This is a genomic window from Yersinia sp. KBS0713, assembly GCF_005937895.2.
GTDB classification, from domain to species: Bacteria; Pseudomonadota; Gammaproteobacteria; order Enterobacterales; family Enterobacteriaceae; genus Yersinia; species Yersinia bercovieri.
In genome coordinates this window covers 849,247-866,929 of record NZ_CP042173.1, presented here as the reverse complement: position 1 = coordinate 866,929, position 17,683 = coordinate 849,247, and the positions used below count along the sequence as shown (strand labels likewise).

Below are 17,683 nucleotides of genomic sequence, written 5' to 3'. Positions count from 1 at the left end.
TTACTCCCTGTCTGTCAGCGTGGAACGGCGGCGGGACTCTTTCTGGCGCTGTAGCGTGGCGATTTTGTCATACAACATATTGACCAGTTTATTCTCATCTATGCTGGCCGCCTGCTGACCTTGCAGGTTGATGGTGATGTCGTAGCGGTCGCCCTCATGGGTTATCGGGCCACTATTGCGCTGCGCACTGAGCGGCTTTCTCGCCAGTTGTGGAATATCACCGGCCAGTGATAACTGGTCAAAATCATTACCCGGCGCGATTATCTCCCGCGTGCGGGCCAGCATATCGCTGGCGCTCTGCTGCATTCTTGCCAACAGGCCGGGCTGTGCCGCCGCTTTTGCCGGAGCGGATAAGTACGGTGAGGCCAGCGGCAGATAATCCGGCACATTCTTAAACACGATATCGCCCAGTTTATCCCGCGCATTATCCGCCGCTGCGGTGGCTGGCGAACTGCTGGCGAGGCTGTCACCACTGCCTTTTTTCTTTTTACTGCGGTCAACGGCACCGTAAATGGATGGGGCCGCCGTGGGCGCGCTGGCGATCGGGGATGCTGCTGCGTTCGCCATGGCGCTGCTGTTGCCGGCGACCGGCTTATCAGGACTCCACGACCACGCGGATTTCGCTGCCACCATCTTTTTTAGTACCGGGTCCCACTCATACATCACCGGTGCTTTCGGCCCGTTCATCGCTGCCACCGCACCGCTGGCGGCATCCGCCGCTTTCGGGATAGCCCCCAGTTTTTCCAGTAACCAGCCTAACCCCTTCGCCAGTTGTTCTACCGGCCAGAACAGCCCACTAATTACCGCCCCGACCACTTCACCAAAGGTTTTACCGGCATTGGTGGCCGCTTCCAGTGAGGCTTTTGACGACTCGACCGGTGAAAGCAACTGAGTAAACCAGTTCCACACCCGACCAATCGCGCTGCCAATGCCGTCAAATATCGGAGCCAGCGGTGCAAAAGCTTCTCTGACTGGCCTTAACCCTTCGATTAACCCGGTAAAGAAGCCACTGAAAAATGCTTTTATCGGCTCCCAATATTTATAAATCAGGATGCCAGCCCCGACCAACGTGGCGACCAGTAGTCCGATAGGGCTTAACAGAAAGCCAATCACAGACCCCAGCGCACCAAATACCGCACCGCCAATACTGCCCAACAGGCGCAGCGGCGAAGTTGCTACCCATTTCAACATATTGCCAAGACGACCCAGCGCTGCACCCGGCTGACTAAACGCAGCGGACATAGCCGCACCAGCACGCCCAGACGCACCCGACAGTGCCATTTGCGCATTAGAACCCAGTAGTGCCATTTTCGACTGCAAGCCACCCAGCGCAGAACCGGCCACGCTGGCACTGGTTCGCCACGACAATAACGCCGGAGAGACGCGCAGCAGGTTAGGCACCAACCGACTGATCCCACCCGATAACCAGCTGAATTTCGGCAGTAATAATCCTAAGCCACCGTTACCGGCCAGTAACGAGAACCCCAACCGCAGGGCCAGCATCGGCCCCAGTAATGCCGCCGCAGCCAGTGCCAATCCGCCCAGCGTAATCGTGGCAATCGACAGTGTCGCTACCACTTTCATGATGGTGCCTGCCAGTTTAGGGTTAGCCTCCACCCAACGACGCACGCCACCAATCATGTTTTTTAAGGTCTCGACCACCTCCAGCATCGGCGCGCGCAGGGTTTCCCCCATCGAACTCAGCGCGTTACCGCCGCCGGATTTCAACAGCTGCAATTGCGCCGAAATAGAGTCTTTATCAATATCAGACTCTTTTTGCATCGAGCCTTTTGCGCCCTTTCCCTGAGTAAGGGTAAGTTGCCGATCCAGTTCATCAATATTGTTCACCAGCTTGGCGGCATCTTTACCGAAGTCTTTACCAAACAGCTGAGTGAGTACCCGCAGCCGATCCACGTCGGGCAATTTTTTAACCGCCCCCAGCACTTCGCGAATAGTGCCCATCGCATCGACAGACATCGCCTTTTCAATCTTGCTTTCATCCATGCCCAGTGCATCCAGCCCGGCGAGAAACTTGTCGCTTTGCATGGTGGCAATCGACAGTTCGCGCACCATGGCATTAGCCGCACTGGCGGCAATTTCAGACTGCGCCCCCAATGACAGGAAGGTCGATCCCAGTGCTGCTGCCTGTTTATAGTTGAGCCGGTCAGCCACGCCGCCCATCCGTTGCAGCACATCAATAATATCCGCCCCTTTCGACTGGGCGTTATCATCCAGATAGTTCAGGGCGTCGCCCAGCTGCTCAATATCTTTGGTGGGGATCTTGTACAGCCCGGAGATTTTACCGAGGCTTTCCGCCAGTTCACCGGCGGGCAGCTCAAAGGCTTTCGACGCTTTGGCGGAGACATTAGCAAAGTCCAACAGCTCTTTTTTCTGCTGCGCCCAGTCAGCCCCCTCGGTTGTCACCCCCATGCGTGCGCCACCTTCGACCAGGGCGGCAAAGTCAGCCGCGCCACCCGGCAAGGGGGCATCTTCGGCCGCGTCTTTAATGGCGTTTTGCATTTCATAGAATTGCGTGGTGCGCTGGCCGTTATCATCGCGCAGGCCATTAACCTGTTTCGCCACCCCCTTCATGGCATCTTCCATGCCGCTGTAACTCTTCAGCGCCAGAGCCACCGGGGCCGCCATCACCGCACCGGTGGCGAGTGCCGTCATACCGCCGGATTGCAACTTACCGCGCAGCTCCTGCCCGCGATCGTAACTGGCCCGCGCCGCTGCCACCCGCTTGAGTCGCTGCTCTTGCAGTTGCAACTGACGGTTATATTGGGCGGTGCGATGGGTGATTTGCTCAGTGGCAGTGCTGTTACTGGCAACCGAGACGCCGTGCTGGTAAAGACTGGCGCGCAGTTCAGCCAGCCGCCGCACTTCAACGGTCTGTTTTTCCTGCAACTTACCCAAACGGCTATCCCACTTTTGCACAGCGGCGATCTGCTTCTGGGTAGGATTGTCGAGGGATTTAACCGCGTCTGATGCCCGGCGCAATTTCTCTATACGGGCGGCGGCTTTATTGCTGGACTCGGCCAGCTTGTCGAAACTGGCGGCTTGTTTGGGTAAGTCGCGCAGGTTATCGCGCGTGGATTTGATTTGCCGCCCCAGTGCGGCGGTGCTTTTCTGGGCGGCATTAAAAGGTTGAGTCAGATTATTGACCGCCCCTAAAGCCACTTTGATCTGTAGGTTGCGGTCAGCCATGCTTATTCTTCCGTGGTTCCCCAGCGTGCTACTGCACGTTCACGCCAGTCTAAAAGGTCGGGCACAGTCATTACCCAGAGATCGGGCAATGACCAGTGAAAAACAACCGCGATATCAGCGATCACCTCTTCTATTTGGCTAAATCCAAATTCGCAGGCAGGGCTTCCGTTGTCGTCGGTTCCGCCTCCGAAGCAGGTTGTAAAAAAGTGACAACCTCTTGTGCCAATTGGGAAAAGTCCCAAGTGTCCATGGTGATCAGTTCAATCTCGGTCAGCGCCGGAGAAGTGACGCGCGGCAACAGCTTAATCAGGGCGTTAACATCGGTGGTAATGATGTCGTACATCTTCAGGCCACGTAAAGAACCGGCCTGTTTCAGCGCGCCTGTCAAAGAAACTTCTTTGATGATTGTCTTCCCGCGCTTGATCGGTGTTTGTAAAACAATGGTATTCAACATAAATAAATTCCCAGATTAAAGGCCAATATTAGCGCGGTGTTTTTCCAGCATATCCACACCGTTCACCCGGTAGATCATGTTCAGGACATCCAACTCGACCAGTTCCTCGTTGTTGGCCGTGATTTTGCAGTAGGTATTTTTCAGTGTGTATTTATGGCTGGTATCATCACCCTGTTTCGCGCTGCCGGGATCGTGCTCGGTGTAACGGCCGCGCGTTTGGATTTCCAGCGGGATCGCCTCACCGGTATCCTCCGCCTGATAGGAGCCAGCAAAACGGAACTGCACCCCGTCAGCGGTAGGCGTACCCCACAGTTTCAGCAATTCAGGGGCCAGCCCGCCGAGGGTTAATTCCATATCCAGCGCCCCCGCCTCAAAGCCGAGATCCACCGCCACCGAACCGGGCATACCGGCACCCTGATAATCTTCCGTCTTGATAGTCAGCTTTGGCGGTGTCAGCTCTGAGGCTTGCCCCAGATAGCTCTCGCCATTGACATAGACGTTGAAATACTTAAGTTTTCTTGGCAATGCCATAGTAATAACCCTTAGCTATTGACGGCATTCGCAAAGCTCGCGAAATATTCGTCGGTGAATTCCTGAATCAACCCCAGATTCTCCAGCGGCGGCACCGGGGTGTAGTTGTAACGAATGGTCAACTTGCCCAGCTTCAGCGTGTCGGTGCTGTTGGCGTCGGTGTCATACCAGCACCGTGCACCCAACAGGCGACCGGCGGTAACATAGGCCGACAATTTGCGGTTGATACCGTCGATAACATCTTTCGCCAGTGACGGCGTTAGCGGTTTGTCGATATAGTAGAAATGGGCTTCCGCAATGGTATCTAGCAGGATTTGGGCGGTGCGGGTGTAGCTCTCGAAAATAAACACCTCTTCCTCGCAGGTGCGGGAACCCCAGAAGCGAAAACCTTTTTGCTTGATCAGCGTGGTAATGTGGTTGCTGTTCAGCTCGTCGGCGTCGGTGTCTTTGCCTTGCAAGGAAAAATAGATATCAACCGATGTCCCCAGCACACCATCAACCGGCACGTTGGACAGGGTTTTATGCCAGCCAATATCCGCGTCAATCTTGGCGCGCAATCCCAACGCATAAGCCGGTGCGGGCACCACAACGTTGCTTTCAGCTTCGCTGTCATAGGCCAGCCAGTCGGGGTAAATCACCATCACTTCGCGCTGAATAAAGTTCTTGCGGTAAAGTTTGGCCTCGGCAATGGTTTTGCAGCCGTTGGCACTGATATAAGCAAACGCCTTCAGTTCTCGGGCAAAAATGGCAATTTGATTGGCCACTGCCAAGGTATCCAGCCCCGGTGCGCCAATGATGCGTGGCTTCACGCCGACACGCATTTCAGCGACCAGCAAGGCATAAAGGCCGGTATAAAGTCCGTTCTCATCCACGCCACCAATCACATTGGCTTCAGTGCTTTTTTCACCCTCTTCTGTGCCGCCTTCCGCCACGCGAATAACCACCGTTTGCGGGCTGGCCTGGTCAGAAATAGCCTTCAGGGTTTGCCGTAATGTGCCGGTTTTCCCTGCTTTGCCGAGCACGTTCTTAACCCGCGTCAGCAATACCGGCGTATTCAGCGGAAAGGTGGCGGCGTCAGCATCGTCAGCCGTACAGATCACACCAATCACGGCGGAGTCGATATCGTTAATGATGGTCGAGGTGTCAGTGGTTTCCTCACCGCTCACACCGTGGTGATAATTTGTTGCCATTGGGGTACGCTCCGAAAAGGATTAATCCTTGCCGAAATCATTAACCAACCTCGCGCGTAAATCACCGCCTGCCTGTTGTATCAGGCCTGACACAGCAAACAGGGGTTTGTCTGCGCGTCATTTCCCCGCAAAATTACCCCATGCAACTACTCCCGGACGACCTCACCCCACGCCCCGCCTTTGATATCAAAATAGGCGGCAAAACTCAGACCACGGTTAACGACCGGCTGATCAGTTTAACGCTGACCGATAACCGTGGTTTTGAAGCTGATATGCTGGAATTGGTCATTGATGACGCTGACCAGAAAGTCGCCTTGCCTAAACGTGGGGCACAGATTGATATTGCGCTGGGCTGGAAAGGTGAACCGCTGATCAGTAAGGGCCGCTTTACCGTGGATGAAATCAGCCATACTGGCCCGCCGGATCAGCTGATTGTCACCGCCCGCAGTGCTGATTTTCGCGATACCTTCAATGTGAAACGGGAGTACAGTTGGCACGATATTACCGTCGGGAAAGTGGTTGCCAGTATTGCCTCGCGCTATGACCTGAAAGCGGGCGTTAGTGAGGATTTAGGCAAGATAGAGATTGATCACGCCGACCAGACCAGCGAGTCAGATATCAGTTTTTTAACCCGCATGGCGGAAAAGCTCGGCGCAATTACCACCATCAAAAACGGCATGCTGTTATTCATGCACCCAGGGCGCGCGGTATCCCAAAGCGGCAAGCTGTTACCGGCTATTACCATCACCCGCGCCAGTGGTGACAAACACAGTTTTCGGGTGGCTGACCGTGACGCCTATACCGGCGTTACCGCCTACTGGCTGGATCTCAATTACGGCAAGCCACAAAAAACCAGCGTTCGCCGCAAGCGGAAAAGCAAAACACCCCCGAAAGTCAAAATCCCGGCATCGACCAGCAAGGAGGGAAATTATCTGGAGGGTGTCGAGGGAAATGTTTTTGTGATGCGCGAAACATTCAAGACAGAACGGGCCGCCCGTCGCGCCGCTGCCGCCCGCTGGTCGAAACTGCAACGGGGTGCGGCTGAATTTACTATGACACTGGCACGCGGCCGCGCTGACCTATTTCCAGAACTGCCCGCTGTCATGCAAGGCTTTAAGCCGGAGATTGATCAGGCCGATTGGATCATTACCCAAGTCACCCACACCATCGGCGATAATGGCTTTACGACTGCGCTAAATTTTGAAGTGAAAATATCCAACTGGGATATGGCGGGAGAAGAAACAGAGTAAAAGAATTCGGAGAATGAATAGGTTATACTTTAGCCAAGCAAGAGAAGGTTGGAGTTATTATCATGATGTCATGCCCACAATGTGGTGCCGTCACCCGCACCCGTACCAGCAGAATGATAACCGTCAATACCAAAGAGAATTACCACCAATGCCAAAACCTGCTTTGCAGTTGCACATTCACCACGCTGCAATCAGTCGATAAAATCCTGTCCCACCCCAACCGTAATAACACCGCCACCCTACCCCGCGATCTGTTTCTGCCAGGGCATCTGGGTGATGATCAGTTTGATTTAGGTTTTTGATACTCAACAGTTTTCAATCAGCCTGCCGCGTGCGGGCTTTTTATTGGATTGATGACTTATTACTCATTACAATTGCTGAAGTATTAAACCACTGGGCTAGAAGTAATTACATAAAAGGGAATAAGTAAATGGCATTAGTTCAATGTTCTTCATGCACCAATAATGTTAGTGATACTGCGTTTAAATGCCCGTCTTGCGGCCATCAGCTAAGAAAACCAAAGCGTACATTTTTTGGTAAAGTCATTAAGTGGAGTTTTATCTTATTTAATCTGCTTATGATTTATTGGTTAGTTGCGGGCGTCGGTTCTACTGGCGAAGTTATGCAAAATGCTGGCTCTGATGCAGAACGTGCAGGGGCGGCTATCGGTACAGGTATCGGCATGATGATGATCGGCACCATTTGGGTTATCGGCGATATCATTATCGGGATGTTGGTTTTGTTTACACGACCAAAATCTAACTAATTGTTCCGTTACGCATAAATTAAGGCCCGCAATCGCGGGCCTTTTTTGTCGATGTGGTCAATGCGTGGACACTGATAGAAATTAATCCTTTAATTTCAACATCATGAAACAGTATAAAGGCGCCTGCTTAGGCGCCCTTATTCATTATCTGCCGTTAAAACGAAAGATTAATCCCACCAGATGTCAAACAGCTCACTGGTTTCTACATTTTTCAGCTTGCGAGCTTCCAGCCATTTAGTAACCAATGCACGATGCTCATCAGTGCAGTGACCGATCTCTTGCAAGCAAATCAGACCTTCCCACTGTAAATAGCCACTGCCATCAAATGCCAGGCCGTTTGCTTCAATGACTTCATCGATAAAAGCATCGACAGTTTCATCAATGACATCAACACCTGTACCTTCAGGGAAGGTCCACTTTACCGAGAAACCTAATTCCTGAAACTCAGCGATATGCATTTTCTTACGTAAGCGACGACTACGATTATTAGCCATTATTCTTTCCTCTCAAACATCAGATCCCAAACGCCATGTCCCAGACGCTGGCCACGTAATTCAAATTTTGTCAGCGGACGTGAGTCCGGACGAGGTACATAATCATTTTGTTCTGAAAGGTTGTGGAATTCGTTCACACCTGACATCACTTCCAGCATATGTTCCGCATAATGTTGCCAGTCGGTGGCCATATGGAACACGCCACCCACTTTTAATTTACTTCTCACCAGTTCAACAAAAGGTGTCTGGACGATGCGGCGCTTATTATGGCGCGCTTTGTGCCATGGGTCGGGGAAAAACAGCTGAACCATATCCAATGAAGCATCCGGAATCATGTTTTCCAGCACTTCAACGGCGTCATGACACATGATCCGCAGGTTACTCAGGCCAGCTTCGTGCGCTGAACCAAGACATGCACCAACCCCCGGAGAGTGAACTTCTATTCCCAGAAAGTTCTGCTGTGGATTACTGGCCGCCATGGTCACCAGAGAAGTGCCCATACCGAAACCGATCTCCAAGACCACTGGCGCTTCGCGGCCAAATAGTGCGCTTAAATCAACCGGCGTTGCCTGATATTCCACGCCCATCACCGGCCAGTAGCTATCCAGCGCCAGTTGTTGACCCTTGGTCAGGCGGCCCTGACGGCGGACAAAACTACGAATACGGCGCATAGCGCGGCCGTTTTCATCAAATTCCGGGGATATGACGTCATTTATCATGGTGCTTTCTGTCTGTTAATTGCGTATATGAATGCGCATTATGCAAAGATACGCCAGTTTATCAACTATGGACGTCATAAGTACAAAATTAAGCAGTAAATAACGTATATATGCTCAATCACGTCAGTGATTCAGGAAATTGAGTGCAGCTAACACCGCTGTGGTTTCAAGTACGAAGGTATCCCCCAAAGTAATTGGAGCTACAGCAAGGCAGCCAATGAATGAATCCCGATGAGCTGACTCAAGTCAGTGATTCGGGTGAGTGAGTGCAGCTAACACCGCTGTAGTTTCAAGTACGAAGGTATCCCCCAAAGTAATTGGAGCTACAGCAAGGCAGCCAATGAATGAATCCCGATGAGCTGACTCAAGTCAGTGATTCGGGTGAGTGAGTGCAGCTAACACCGCTGTAGTTTCAAGTCCAAAGGTATCCCCCAAAGTAATTGGAGCTACAGCAAGGCAGCCAATGAATGAATCCCGATGAGCTGACTCAAGTCAGTGATTCGGGTGAGTGAGTGCAGCTAACACCGCTGTAGTTTCAAGTACGAAGGGGGTTTACAGCGCTGGAACTCTATGCTGCAATCCAGCCCTATTTATTTATCTGCCGGATATCGATACCTGCTTATGATGCAAGCGCAACAATTCGCGCACGCGGTACTTGATTGGTACCAACGTTTTGGCCGCAAGACACTGCCGTGGCAGTTGGATAAAACACCTTATCAAGTGTGGTTGTCTGAAGTTATGTTGCAACAGACTCAGGTTGCGACGGTGATCCCCTATTTCCAACGCTTTATGCTGCGCTTCCCTGATATCCGTGCTCTGGCAGCAGCGCCGCTGGATGAAGTTCTGCATTTATGGACTGGACTGGGCTACTACGCCCGAGCCAGAAATCTACATAAAGCAGCCCAAACCGTGGTGGAACGCCATCAGGGCGAGTTTCCCACTACTTTTGACGAGATCCTTGCACTGCCGGGGATTGGTCGTTCAACGGCCGGTGCCATATTGTCGCTCGCTTTAGGGCAGCATTTTCCAATTTTAGATGGTAACGTTAAGCGAGTGCTGGCACGTTGTTATGCGGTTGAGGGATGGCCCGGTAAAAAGGAGGTCGAAGGCCGGTTGTGGCAAATCAGTGAAGAGGTAACCCCCGCTAAAGGTGTAGGCCAGTTTAATCAGGCAATGATGGATTTAGGTGCCATAGTTTGTACCCGCTCTAAGCCCAAATGCGAACTCTGCCCATTAAATATCGGCTGCATGGCTTATGCTAACCACAGTTGGGCACGCTACCCTGGTAAAAAACCCAAACAAACAATACCGGAAAAAACCGCCTATTTTCTGTTGATGCAAAATGGCACCCAAGCGTGGCTTGAACAGCGCCCACCAGTGGGCCTGTGGGGCGGGCTATTTTGTTTCCCGCAATTTGCGGAGCAAGAAGAACTTGAGCGCTGGTTACAGCAACGAGGTATTTCGGCTAGTGGTTTGCAGCAATTGACCGCATTCCGTCATACCTTCAGCCACTTCCATCTGGATATTGTTCCGATGTGGCTGAATGTGGAATCAGCCCGTGGATGCATGGATGATGGTGCTGGTCTCTGGTATAACTTAACACAGCCACCTTCGGTAGGAGTGGCCGCCCCAGTTGAGCGTTTATTGCATATGTTGGCAAAAACAGAGTTGGCAAAACAATAACGGGCAGCACAACCATCGACCCAAACTGCTTTATTTGACGATAGTCATAGAAGAGGATTTAGCATGAGCAGAACGATTTTTTGCACGTTTTTAAAGAAGGATGCTGAGGGGCAGGATTTTCAGCTGTATCCGGGTGAAATAGGCAAACGTATTTATAACGAAATCTCAAAAGAAGCCTGGTCACAATGGATAGCCAAACAAACCATGCTAATTAATGAGAAAAAACTCAGCATGATGAATGTGGCAGACCGCAAACTGCTGGAACAAGAGATGGTCAACTTCTTGTTCGAGGGACAGGACGTTCATATTGAAGGTTATACTCCGCCGAGTAAATAACCACGTGGGGCCTTTGTAGGCTCCACTCCTCATCAAGATATGGCTTGTAAGATGAAGAAAATTTTAGCTTTGTTGGTAATTGCACCATTGTTAGTGTCTTGCTCGGGTAATAAAAATCAGGCAGATAGCGAAGCCTTTGTCAAAGACACCAACGGTTTTGAGATTTTAATGGGCCAATTTGCCCACGACATTGAAAATATTTGGGGATTAAAAGAAGTCTTAATCGCGGGTCCGAAAGATTACGTTAAGTATACGGATCAGTATAAAACCCGCAGCCATATCAATTTCGATGCCGGTACTATTACAGTTGAAACTATTGCCACGACCGATCCGGCGGCTCACTTACGTCAGGCGATAATCACGACATTATTAATGGGCGATGACCCAGGCTCGATTGATCTCTATTCTGACGCTAACGATATTCAGATCAGTAAAGAGCCATTCCTCTATGGGCAGGTGCTCGATAATAATGGCGAGCCGATTCGCTGGGAGTGGCGGGCGGCCCATTTTGCTGATTATTTACTGCAAACCAGAATGCAAAAACGCACCTCTGGTCTGCATGTTATCTGGTCGGTAACCTTGCAATTAGTGCCAAACCATCTGGATAAACGTGCTCATAAATATCTGCCACTAGTTCGGCAATCAGCTGAGCGATATGGTGTCGAAGAGTCACTGATTCTGGCAATCATGCAGACAGAGTCTAGCTTCAACCCCTATGCTGTCAGCGGCTCTGATGCGCTAGGCCTGATGCAAGTCGTTCAGCATACTGCCGGGCGAGATGTATTCAAATTGAAAGGCAAAGGTGGTCAGCCAAGTCGCAGTTATCTATTTGATCCAGCAAATAATATCGATGCAGGCACAGCATATTTGTCAATTTTGCAAAATACCTATTTAGGTGGTATTCAAAATATAACCTCACGCCGTTATGCCGTTATTACCTCTTATAATGGTGGTGCAGGCAGCGTATTACGAGTATTCCACAGCGATAAAAATCAAGCGGTGAATATTATCAACAATATGGCACCGGGTGATGTATTCCAAACGCTAACCACTAAGCACCCATCCGGTGAATCCCGCCGTTATCTGGTGAAAGTGAACAGCGCGCAGAAGAGCTACCGCCGCTATTAGTTTTAGTGAGACTTGATAAATAAAACTCAAATGGCACAACTCACCGTGCCATTTTTTATGGAAAATTGTGGTCACAGAAAAATATTGCACATTTGAATAACAACCATTCTTAATAAAATGCTTATAGTATCGATCATCACTCTATTACCCACACTCGCAGGCTGCGCACATGGATTTTGGACTTACTGTTTTCGAAATGGTAGCAATTTTCTCCACGATGGTTGTTGCCTACACTATTTTTGGCATCACAGGATTTGGTTCCGCGTTAATTGCTAGCCCAGTATTAGCACTGTTTATTCCTGTCGCTAAGATTGTACCGCTATTGGCAATCGTCGATATGTTCGCAGCAATGACCAATGTCGCACGCCATAGTCGACACGCTGATCTTGCTGAGCTTAAACGGCTGGTGCCATTAATGATTATTGGCAGCCTGATTGGTGCAACCATATTGCTGCGTACTCGACCCGATATTTTATTATTGGCTCTGGGTCTATTTGTCATTTTATATGCAATCTACTCACTCAGCCGACGCAAGCCACAAGGGCAATTCAACTCTATCGCAGCGATTCCTTTCGGCTTGATTGGGGGGATTTTTAGTGCACTATTTGGTAGTGGAGGGTTTATCTATGCCATTTATTTATCAGGCCGAATAGCCAACAAAGATAATTTACGGATTACTCAGACGACACTCATTGGTCTAAGCACCCTAACCCGAGTCATTTTATTTACTCTGGCCGGGGTTTATATGGATTTATCCATTTTATGGATGGTGTTACTGCTCGCACCAGGCATGTTGGTTGGGCTACTTATCGCCAATAAAATCAGTTTAGGGATCAGCCGCGAGCAACTTATCCGAATAATAAACATCTTATTGCTGATTTCCGGAGCCGTTTTATTAGCCCGATATTTCGGTTACTGATTAACCCGATAGCGAAAAATAGTGGGCGGGACAGCCAATACACTCATCGGCTGTCTATTTATTGCTTACTGCAATTACTGAGTAATAACGTAACCAAAGATACGCCGCCACTCCACATCACCTTTTTCGATATAAACGCCCTGTAATTCTGGAGAAAAGCCCGGTAGTAAATTAATGCCCTCTTCCAGCGCCAGGAAATAGCGCTGCACTGCCCCTCCCCATACTTCGCCCGGCACCACACACAATACACCCGGCGGATACGGCAACGCACCTTCAGCAGCAATACGTCCTTCTGCTTCAGCAATTGGAATCAGCTCGATATTATCGCGGATAAACTGGATATTGGCATCTTGCGGGTTCATGACAACCTGCGGAAAACCCGCTTTGCGGAACATCTCTTTTTGCAGCTGCTTAACATCAAAACTGACATATAAGTCATGCATCTCTTGGCATAACTGGCGTAAAGAGTAGCCGCGATAGCGCACTTCATTCTTACGATATATCGTCGGCAACACATCACAAAGTAGTGCATCTTGCTCAACGTAGCGCTCAAACTGTACCAACATATCAACCAGATGTGCCATTTTTGCTGGATTTTCTGCTGGCGTGAGCAGGAATAAGATCGAATTAAGATCGCACTTTTCCGGCACAATGCCATTTTCACGTAAAAAGGTCGCTAATATTGCTGCCGGAACACCAAACTCAGTATATTGGCCAGTGCTGGCATCAATGCCGGGCGTCGTCAGCAACAATTTGCAAGGATCAACCAAGTACTGATCTTGGTTATATCCTTCAAATCCATGCCAAGCCTCATTGGGCACAAAATTAAAGAAACGCGCGTCATTGGCGATGATATTAGTATCGTAATCTTGCCATTGTTTACCACCGACAATCGGAGGAATAAAAGGCCGCAGCATTGAACAACGCGCTAATAATGATTTACGGGTTTCGATACCTAGTTTCACGCAATCCATCCACATACGGCGGCCGCTATCACCAGAGTGTATTTTGGCATTAACATCCAGTGCAGCGAATAATGGATAGAATGGGCTGGTCGAAGCATGCAACATAAATGCATTATTAAAACGTTTATGATTGCAGTGCCGTTTTTGCCCTTTGATATGGTTATCTTTTTTATGCACTTGCGAGGTCTGAGAAAAACCAGCCTGCTGCTTGTGCACCGATTGAGTCACAATAATCCCAGGGTCGTTTTCATTTAGTTCCAGCAACAACGGCGAGAAATCCTTCATCATCGGAATAAATTGCTCATAACCAACCCACGCGGAATCAAACAAAATGTAATCACATAAATGACCAATACTATCAATAACCTGGCGTGCATTATAGACAGTGCCATCATAAGTGCCCAACTGAATGATCGCCAATCTAAATGGCCGTGTCTCTTCCGCACGTTCAGGCGCGACCTCACGCAACTGCTGGCGTAAATAATTTTCATCGAAACAGTGGGCATCAATACCACCAATAAATCCGAATGGGTTACGAGCCGTTTCTAAATAGACTGGTGTCGCTCCAGCCTGAATCAGTGCGCCATGATGATTAGATTTATGGTTATTGCGATCGAACAATATCAAATCACCACGGGTCAATAAGGCGTTAGTGACCACCTTATTCGCAGCCGACGTGCCATTCAGCACAAAATAGGTTTTATCTGCATTAAATACCTTCGCCGCATATTTTTGCGCATCTTTTGCCGCACCTTCATGGATAAGCAAATCGCCCAATTTGACATCAGCATTGCACATATCTGAACGGAATATTGTCTCGCCATAAAACTCAAAAAACTGACGCCCGGCAGGATGCTTACGGAAAAACTCGCCCCCCTGATGCCCTGGACAAGCAAAGGTTGAGTTTTTCATCTCGACATATTTTTTTAACGTTGAGAAAAAAGGTGGTAATAGATTTCTTTGATATTCGCTGGCGGCAGCTTCCACCTGAGCATTGTAAAACCCTTTATTTGCCTCACCCAACGTGATGATCCCTTGAATTAACGGCAAATAGTCCGCAGAAACCCTCTGCTCTGACATCACAGCAATAAAAGTTGGAATAGCAAAACCAAGGTCATGCAGTGTTGACAATATACCGGCATTCGCATCTTCAACCGACATCACCACGGCGGCAACATCAGTAAAATCAGTATGATTGAGGTACACAACACCGCGCTGAGTTTCTATATAAGAAGCCAGACGGGCACTTGTTGCTATTTTTAATAGTGTCATATCACTTACTCTCAAACGGTCAGGTATGAGGCTGCCACTCAGGCATATAGATGACATCGCATAGTATTGAGCGCTAATGCAATGCCGGTAAATTGATGTTGTACACCTACGCCTTTCATCGGCGGAAAGGTAAGTCTGAGTAATAGGTGAGCTGGTTTCAGCACCAACCAATAAACATCAGTAAAATCAGAGCATTTACTCTATTTTTAATAATGCCTAACAGTGGGCCACAGATAGCCTTACCGCATAAAAGGAGTAAGGGACTTTGCAGGGATATAAGAGAAAAAAGGACACATAAGGCGTTCAATATGCATTGGGGAGTGTAATAGTGCCATGACCGCCTCTTGTTTGAACTCTCAAAATGATATGGACTATAAGCATGAATACTAATGCTAAATTTTGCGCAATAGTTGCATGTTTCATCCATGGGGGCAACCCTTAGCAACCAATAAAAATGCACATTTAGTGAATATCTAAGCTATTGTTATTTAATGAGCTAAAAAATAAAAAATCGATAAATCAATTAGATAAAATATCTAGCTGTGATAGTAAAAACGGGTAATTTTATTCCTTTCTAACTATTTTGCATGAAAATAGAGCAACTAACCGCCTTTATATCAGAAACTCATTGACGATTTGGCACCAATACGGTTTAATGCGCCCCGTTGCCCGGATAGCTCAGTCGGTAGAGCAGGGGATTGAAAATCCCCGTGTCCTTGGTTCGATTCCGAGTCCGGGCACCATATTTAAAAAAACCAGCTTAATAGCTGGTTTTTTGCTTTCTGACGTTTGACTCTCCATCGAACGCCGTTCGATTATTCGCCCTGCCAGCAGGACTCACCCCTTCGGGGCCGTCGCAAGCGACGTTCAACACCGCTTCGCGGGTTGTCCGAGTCCGGGCACCATAAAGGTTTACTGAGCGTTAGAGGATGAGGCCAGCAGCGCGTACCGGTTCAGCAGTTGGGTAAATCGGTTGTCTATCTGTTGGCGCAGTGCCGAAGGCGGGGTTTGCCCTGACGCTAACTGCTCCTGATACTGCCGCAGCAACTCTTCCAGCGGTAAGGTTTTTGCCAGCGGCTGCTGGATAGCGTAGACGGCAGATTTCAGTTCAGAGACCGTCATATATCCCCGTTTTTTCTCATCCAGACTGTTCAAGCGCTCAGCCAACTGCCGCAAGCGGTCTTGCGCCAGCGCGTAATGTTTCAGCTCCACCAATGGGGCAGCCCCACTCTCTCGTTGCTGTTGCCACACCGTACTCAACCGTTTGACCTCTGGATTAGCGGGCCACAGCTGTTGCGCCTGCGCTAACAGTGCATCACCCTGCTGTTGCGCCCATAACGGCGGTAACTGTGCCAGTTGATCCAACTGCGCCGCACTGGCTTGCAACACCGGTTCTGCCAGACGCGCCCACTCGATATCTGAGGCCTGATTCTTCAGTTCATCCATTGACTTAGTTGTTAACGGCACAGGTAAAGTCGCAGCGCGAGCTAACAATACCTCTTCCAGCTGAGGGGATGACAATGACTGCCAGATAACAAAACTGCCCACCATTAACACCGCCATCAGTGATAACCCGGCAACAAAACCGTGACCCGCTTTCCAACGCGGCGGCGGAGCGGACAATGCCACCTGAACACTCGGCGGCGCCGGTTCGTTAACAATATAGACCAGTGGCTCACTGACTGCAGCAGACGAAAATGTGGGTTGCACTGGTGATTCAGTGATACCGAGGTGCCGTGCCGGAACCCTCAACCGGACTGGCGTATCAGAACTCGCCTCGGCACTTTCCAGACGCAGTGCGGCGTTATGTAACATCAGGCGAACACCATCCAATTTACTCAGATGCTTGAGTTCTAAAGTTTGCAGTTGAGTACATAGCTGCTCCAGCGCACGTTCAGCCCTATACACCAGCGCCAGGTCGCCATAGCACAGTGTCATGGTGCGCCAGACTTGCTGTAATCTGTCACTCAACCAGGCCAGTAACGCCACTCGGGCATGAGTTTGCGGTGGCCACAATGCGCTCCATTGATGAGACAGCAAGCCCGCCAGCAACTCCAGCCCCTCACACAACCCAGCCAGTCCTGCGATGTGAGTCCGCGCCAGGGTAAAATCTACCGTGGTCTGCAACTCAACCCCGTTCTGGCGAAACAGCGCTAAACAAAGCTGCTCGACCCGCGCCCAATCAACATCCGGGCGAGCAGGATGATGTAATTTGCCGATTTCGTCACGTAAGGCACTAAATTCAGCAAAATGGCGCGGGTCGCCGCCGGTTTTAACCGTCCGCTCAGTATTCGATATCATGTGTTTGTCTTCCCTGAATAGGCGTTAAGATGACTCACCCGGATTGAGATAATGTTGTTGTTTAAGATGACGTATCAGCACCCGGCCTTCCGGCATAAACGCGGTGCCAAAGTGCACCAGCCCCAACTCTTTTAGCTCGGCGTCAATGCCATATTCCAAATGCCCCGGGGTGGATTGCGGTAGCAGCACCACATTGAGACTTTTCAACCGTGGCTCATATTTTAGCAACGTGGCTGAGAGCGTGGTCAGCAGTGAATGGGCGGTGCCGGGCATCCCTTGCAGGATTTTGCTCATGTCCGGCAGGCCGTAATCTGGCAGATGGCTGAGTGTACCGGCGCGGCAGTTAAGAATGCGCTGCATATTATCCAGCACCGAGAGAATGACCTGATTTTCCTCGCTCACCTGATGAAGGTCAAGCTCACCCGCGACGTTGCCGAACAGCATTTCATAGAGAGAAGGCTGGGACAT

General features: G+C 49.9%; 17 protein-coding genes and 1 tRNA gene. 8 read left to right on the top strand and 10 right to left on the bottom strand.

Going from position 1 to position 17,683, the window contains the following annotated elements; translation table 11 throughout:
• From FFE93_RS03945 to FFE93_RS03930, 5 genes are read right to left on the bottom strand one after another with little or no spacing between them, the layout of a single operon-like run.
• Positions 1-3,207: a phage tail tape measure protein gene (locus FFE93_RS03945; RefSeq protein ID WP_138774809.1), complete on the bottom strand. Its 3,207-nt coding sequence runs from the start codon at positions 3,205-3,207 to the stop codon at positions 1-3.
• Positions 3,208-3,209: 2 nt separating this feature from the next.
• On the bottom strand, positions 3,210-3,278 hold the full coding sequence (locus FFE93_RS21670) for a GpE family phage tail protein (RefSeq protein WP_249192948.1): 69 nt from the start codon (positions 3,276-3,278) through the stop codon (positions 3,210-3,212).
• A gap of 59 nt (positions 3,279-3,337) precedes the next feature.
• Complete coding sequence (locus tag FFE93_RS03940; RefSeq protein WP_186367693.1) at positions 3,338-3,661, bottom strand: phage tail assembly protein; 324 nt, start codon at positions 3,659-3,661, stop codon at positions 3,338-3,340.
• 15 nt (positions 3,662-3,676) lie between these two features.
• A complete protein-coding gene (locus FFE93_RS03935; RefSeq protein WP_049601750.1) occupies positions 3,677-4,192 on the bottom strand; it encodes a phage major tail tube protein in 516 nt (171 codons plus the stop codon).
• A gap of 11 nt (positions 4,193-4,203) precedes the next feature.
• On the bottom strand, positions 4,204-5,382 hold the full coding sequence (locus FFE93_RS03930) for a phage tail sheath protein (protein WP_138774808.1): 1,179 nt from the start codon (positions 5,380-5,382) through the stop codon (positions 4,204-4,206).
• Positions 5,383-5,522: 140 nt separating this feature from the next.
• On the opposite strand from FFE93_RS03930, the gene FFE93_RS03925 reads away from it, so the two are divergent.
• The 3 genes from FFE93_RS03925 to FFE93_RS03915 all read left to right on the top strand — a co-directional run bounded on the left by FFE93_RS03925 (position 5,523) and on the right by FFE93_RS03915 (position 7,398).
• Positions 5,523-6,632, top strand: a complete 1,110-nt coding sequence (locus tag FFE93_RS03925) for a phage late control D family protein (protein WP_138774807.1) — start codon at positions 5,523-5,525, stop codon at positions 6,630-6,632.
• A gap of 62 nt (positions 6,633-6,694) precedes the next feature.
• Complete coding sequence (locus tag FFE93_RS03920) at positions 6,695-6,934, top strand: ogr/Delta-like zinc finger family protein (RefSeq protein ID WP_138774806.1); 240 nt, start codon at positions 6,695-6,697, stop codon at positions 6,932-6,934.
• Between the two features lie 128 nt (positions 6,935-7,062).
• Positions 7,063-7,398, top strand: a complete 336-nt coding sequence (locus FFE93_RS03915) for a hypothetical protein (protein ID WP_138774805.1) — start codon at positions 7,063-7,065, stop codon at positions 7,396-7,398.
• Between the two features lie 167 nt (positions 7,399-7,565).
• On the opposite strand, the gene FFE93_RS03910 is transcribed toward FFE93_RS03915, so the two are convergent.
• Together FFE93_RS03910 and trmB are read right to left on the bottom strand one after the other, a co-directional pair.
• Entirely contained in the window at positions 7,566-7,892 is a 327-nt protein-coding gene (locus FFE93_RS03910) for a YggL family protein (RefSeq protein WP_032815284.1), read from the bottom strand.
• A complete protein-coding gene (gene trmB / locus FFE93_RS03905; protein WP_032899056.1) occupies positions 7,892-8,611 on the bottom strand; it encodes a tRNA (guanosine(46)-N7)-methyltransferase TrmB in 720 nt (239 codons plus the stop codon). Before trmB ends, FFE93_RS03910 begins: the two co-directional genes overlap by 1 nt.
• 570 nt (positions 8,612-9,181) lie before the next feature.
• Between trmB and mutY the strand changes: the two genes are divergently transcribed.
• From mutY to FFE93_RS03885, 4 genes are all read left to right on the top strand, one after another.
• Positions 9,182-10,294, top strand: coding sequence for an A/G-specific adenine glycosylase (gene mutY / locus FFE93_RS03900; RefSeq protein ID WP_005279451.1), 1,113 nt, complete (start codon positions 9,182-9,184; stop codon positions 10,292-10,294).
• 63 nt (positions 10,295-10,357) lie between these two features.
• Entirely contained in the window at positions 10,358-10,630 is a 273-nt protein-coding gene (locus tag FFE93_RS03895) for an oxidative damage protection protein (protein WP_004876892.1), read from the top strand.
• Positions 10,631-10,681: 51 nt separating this feature from the next.
• Positions 10,682-11,758, top strand: a complete 1,077-nt coding sequence (gene mltC, locus FFE93_RS03890) for a membrane-bound lytic murein transglycosylase MltC (RefSeq protein ID WP_005279448.1) — start codon at positions 10,682-10,684, stop codon at positions 11,756-11,758.
• Between the two features lie 169 nt (positions 11,759-11,927).
• Positions 11,928-12,677 (top strand): sulfite exporter TauE/SafE family protein, encoded by a 750-nt coding sequence (locus FFE93_RS03885; RefSeq protein ID WP_138774804.1) that lies wholly within the window; start codon positions 11,928-11,930, stop codon positions 12,675-12,677.
• A gap of 74 nt (positions 12,678-12,751) precedes the next feature.
• Here the strand turns inward: FFE93_RS03885 and speF are convergent, their stop codons facing one another.
• Positions 12,752-14,914, bottom strand: coding sequence for an ornithine decarboxylase SpeF (gene speF, locus FFE93_RS03880; RefSeq protein ID WP_138774803.1), 2,163 nt, complete (start codon positions 14,912-14,914; stop codon positions 12,752-12,754).
• A 667-nt stretch (positions 14,915-15,581) separates the two neighbouring features.
• Here speF and FFE93_RS03870 point away from each other — a divergent pair.
• Positions 15,582-15,657, top strand: a tRNA-Phe gene (locus tag FFE93_RS03870).
• A gap of 169 nt (positions 15,658-15,826) precedes the next feature.
• Here the strand turns inward: FFE93_RS03870 and FFE93_RS03865 are convergent.
• On the bottom strand, positions 15,827-17,215 hold the full coding sequence (locus tag FFE93_RS03865; RefSeq protein ID WP_138774802.1) for a VasL domain-containing protein: 1,389 nt from the start codon (positions 17,213-17,215) through the stop codon (positions 15,827-15,829).
• 24 nt (positions 17,216-17,239) lie between these two features.
• Complete coding sequence (tssE, locus tag FFE93_RS03860) at positions 17,240-17,683, bottom strand: type VI secretion system baseplate subunit TssE (RefSeq protein WP_138774801.1); 444 nt, start codon at positions 17,681-17,683, stop codon at positions 17,240-17,242.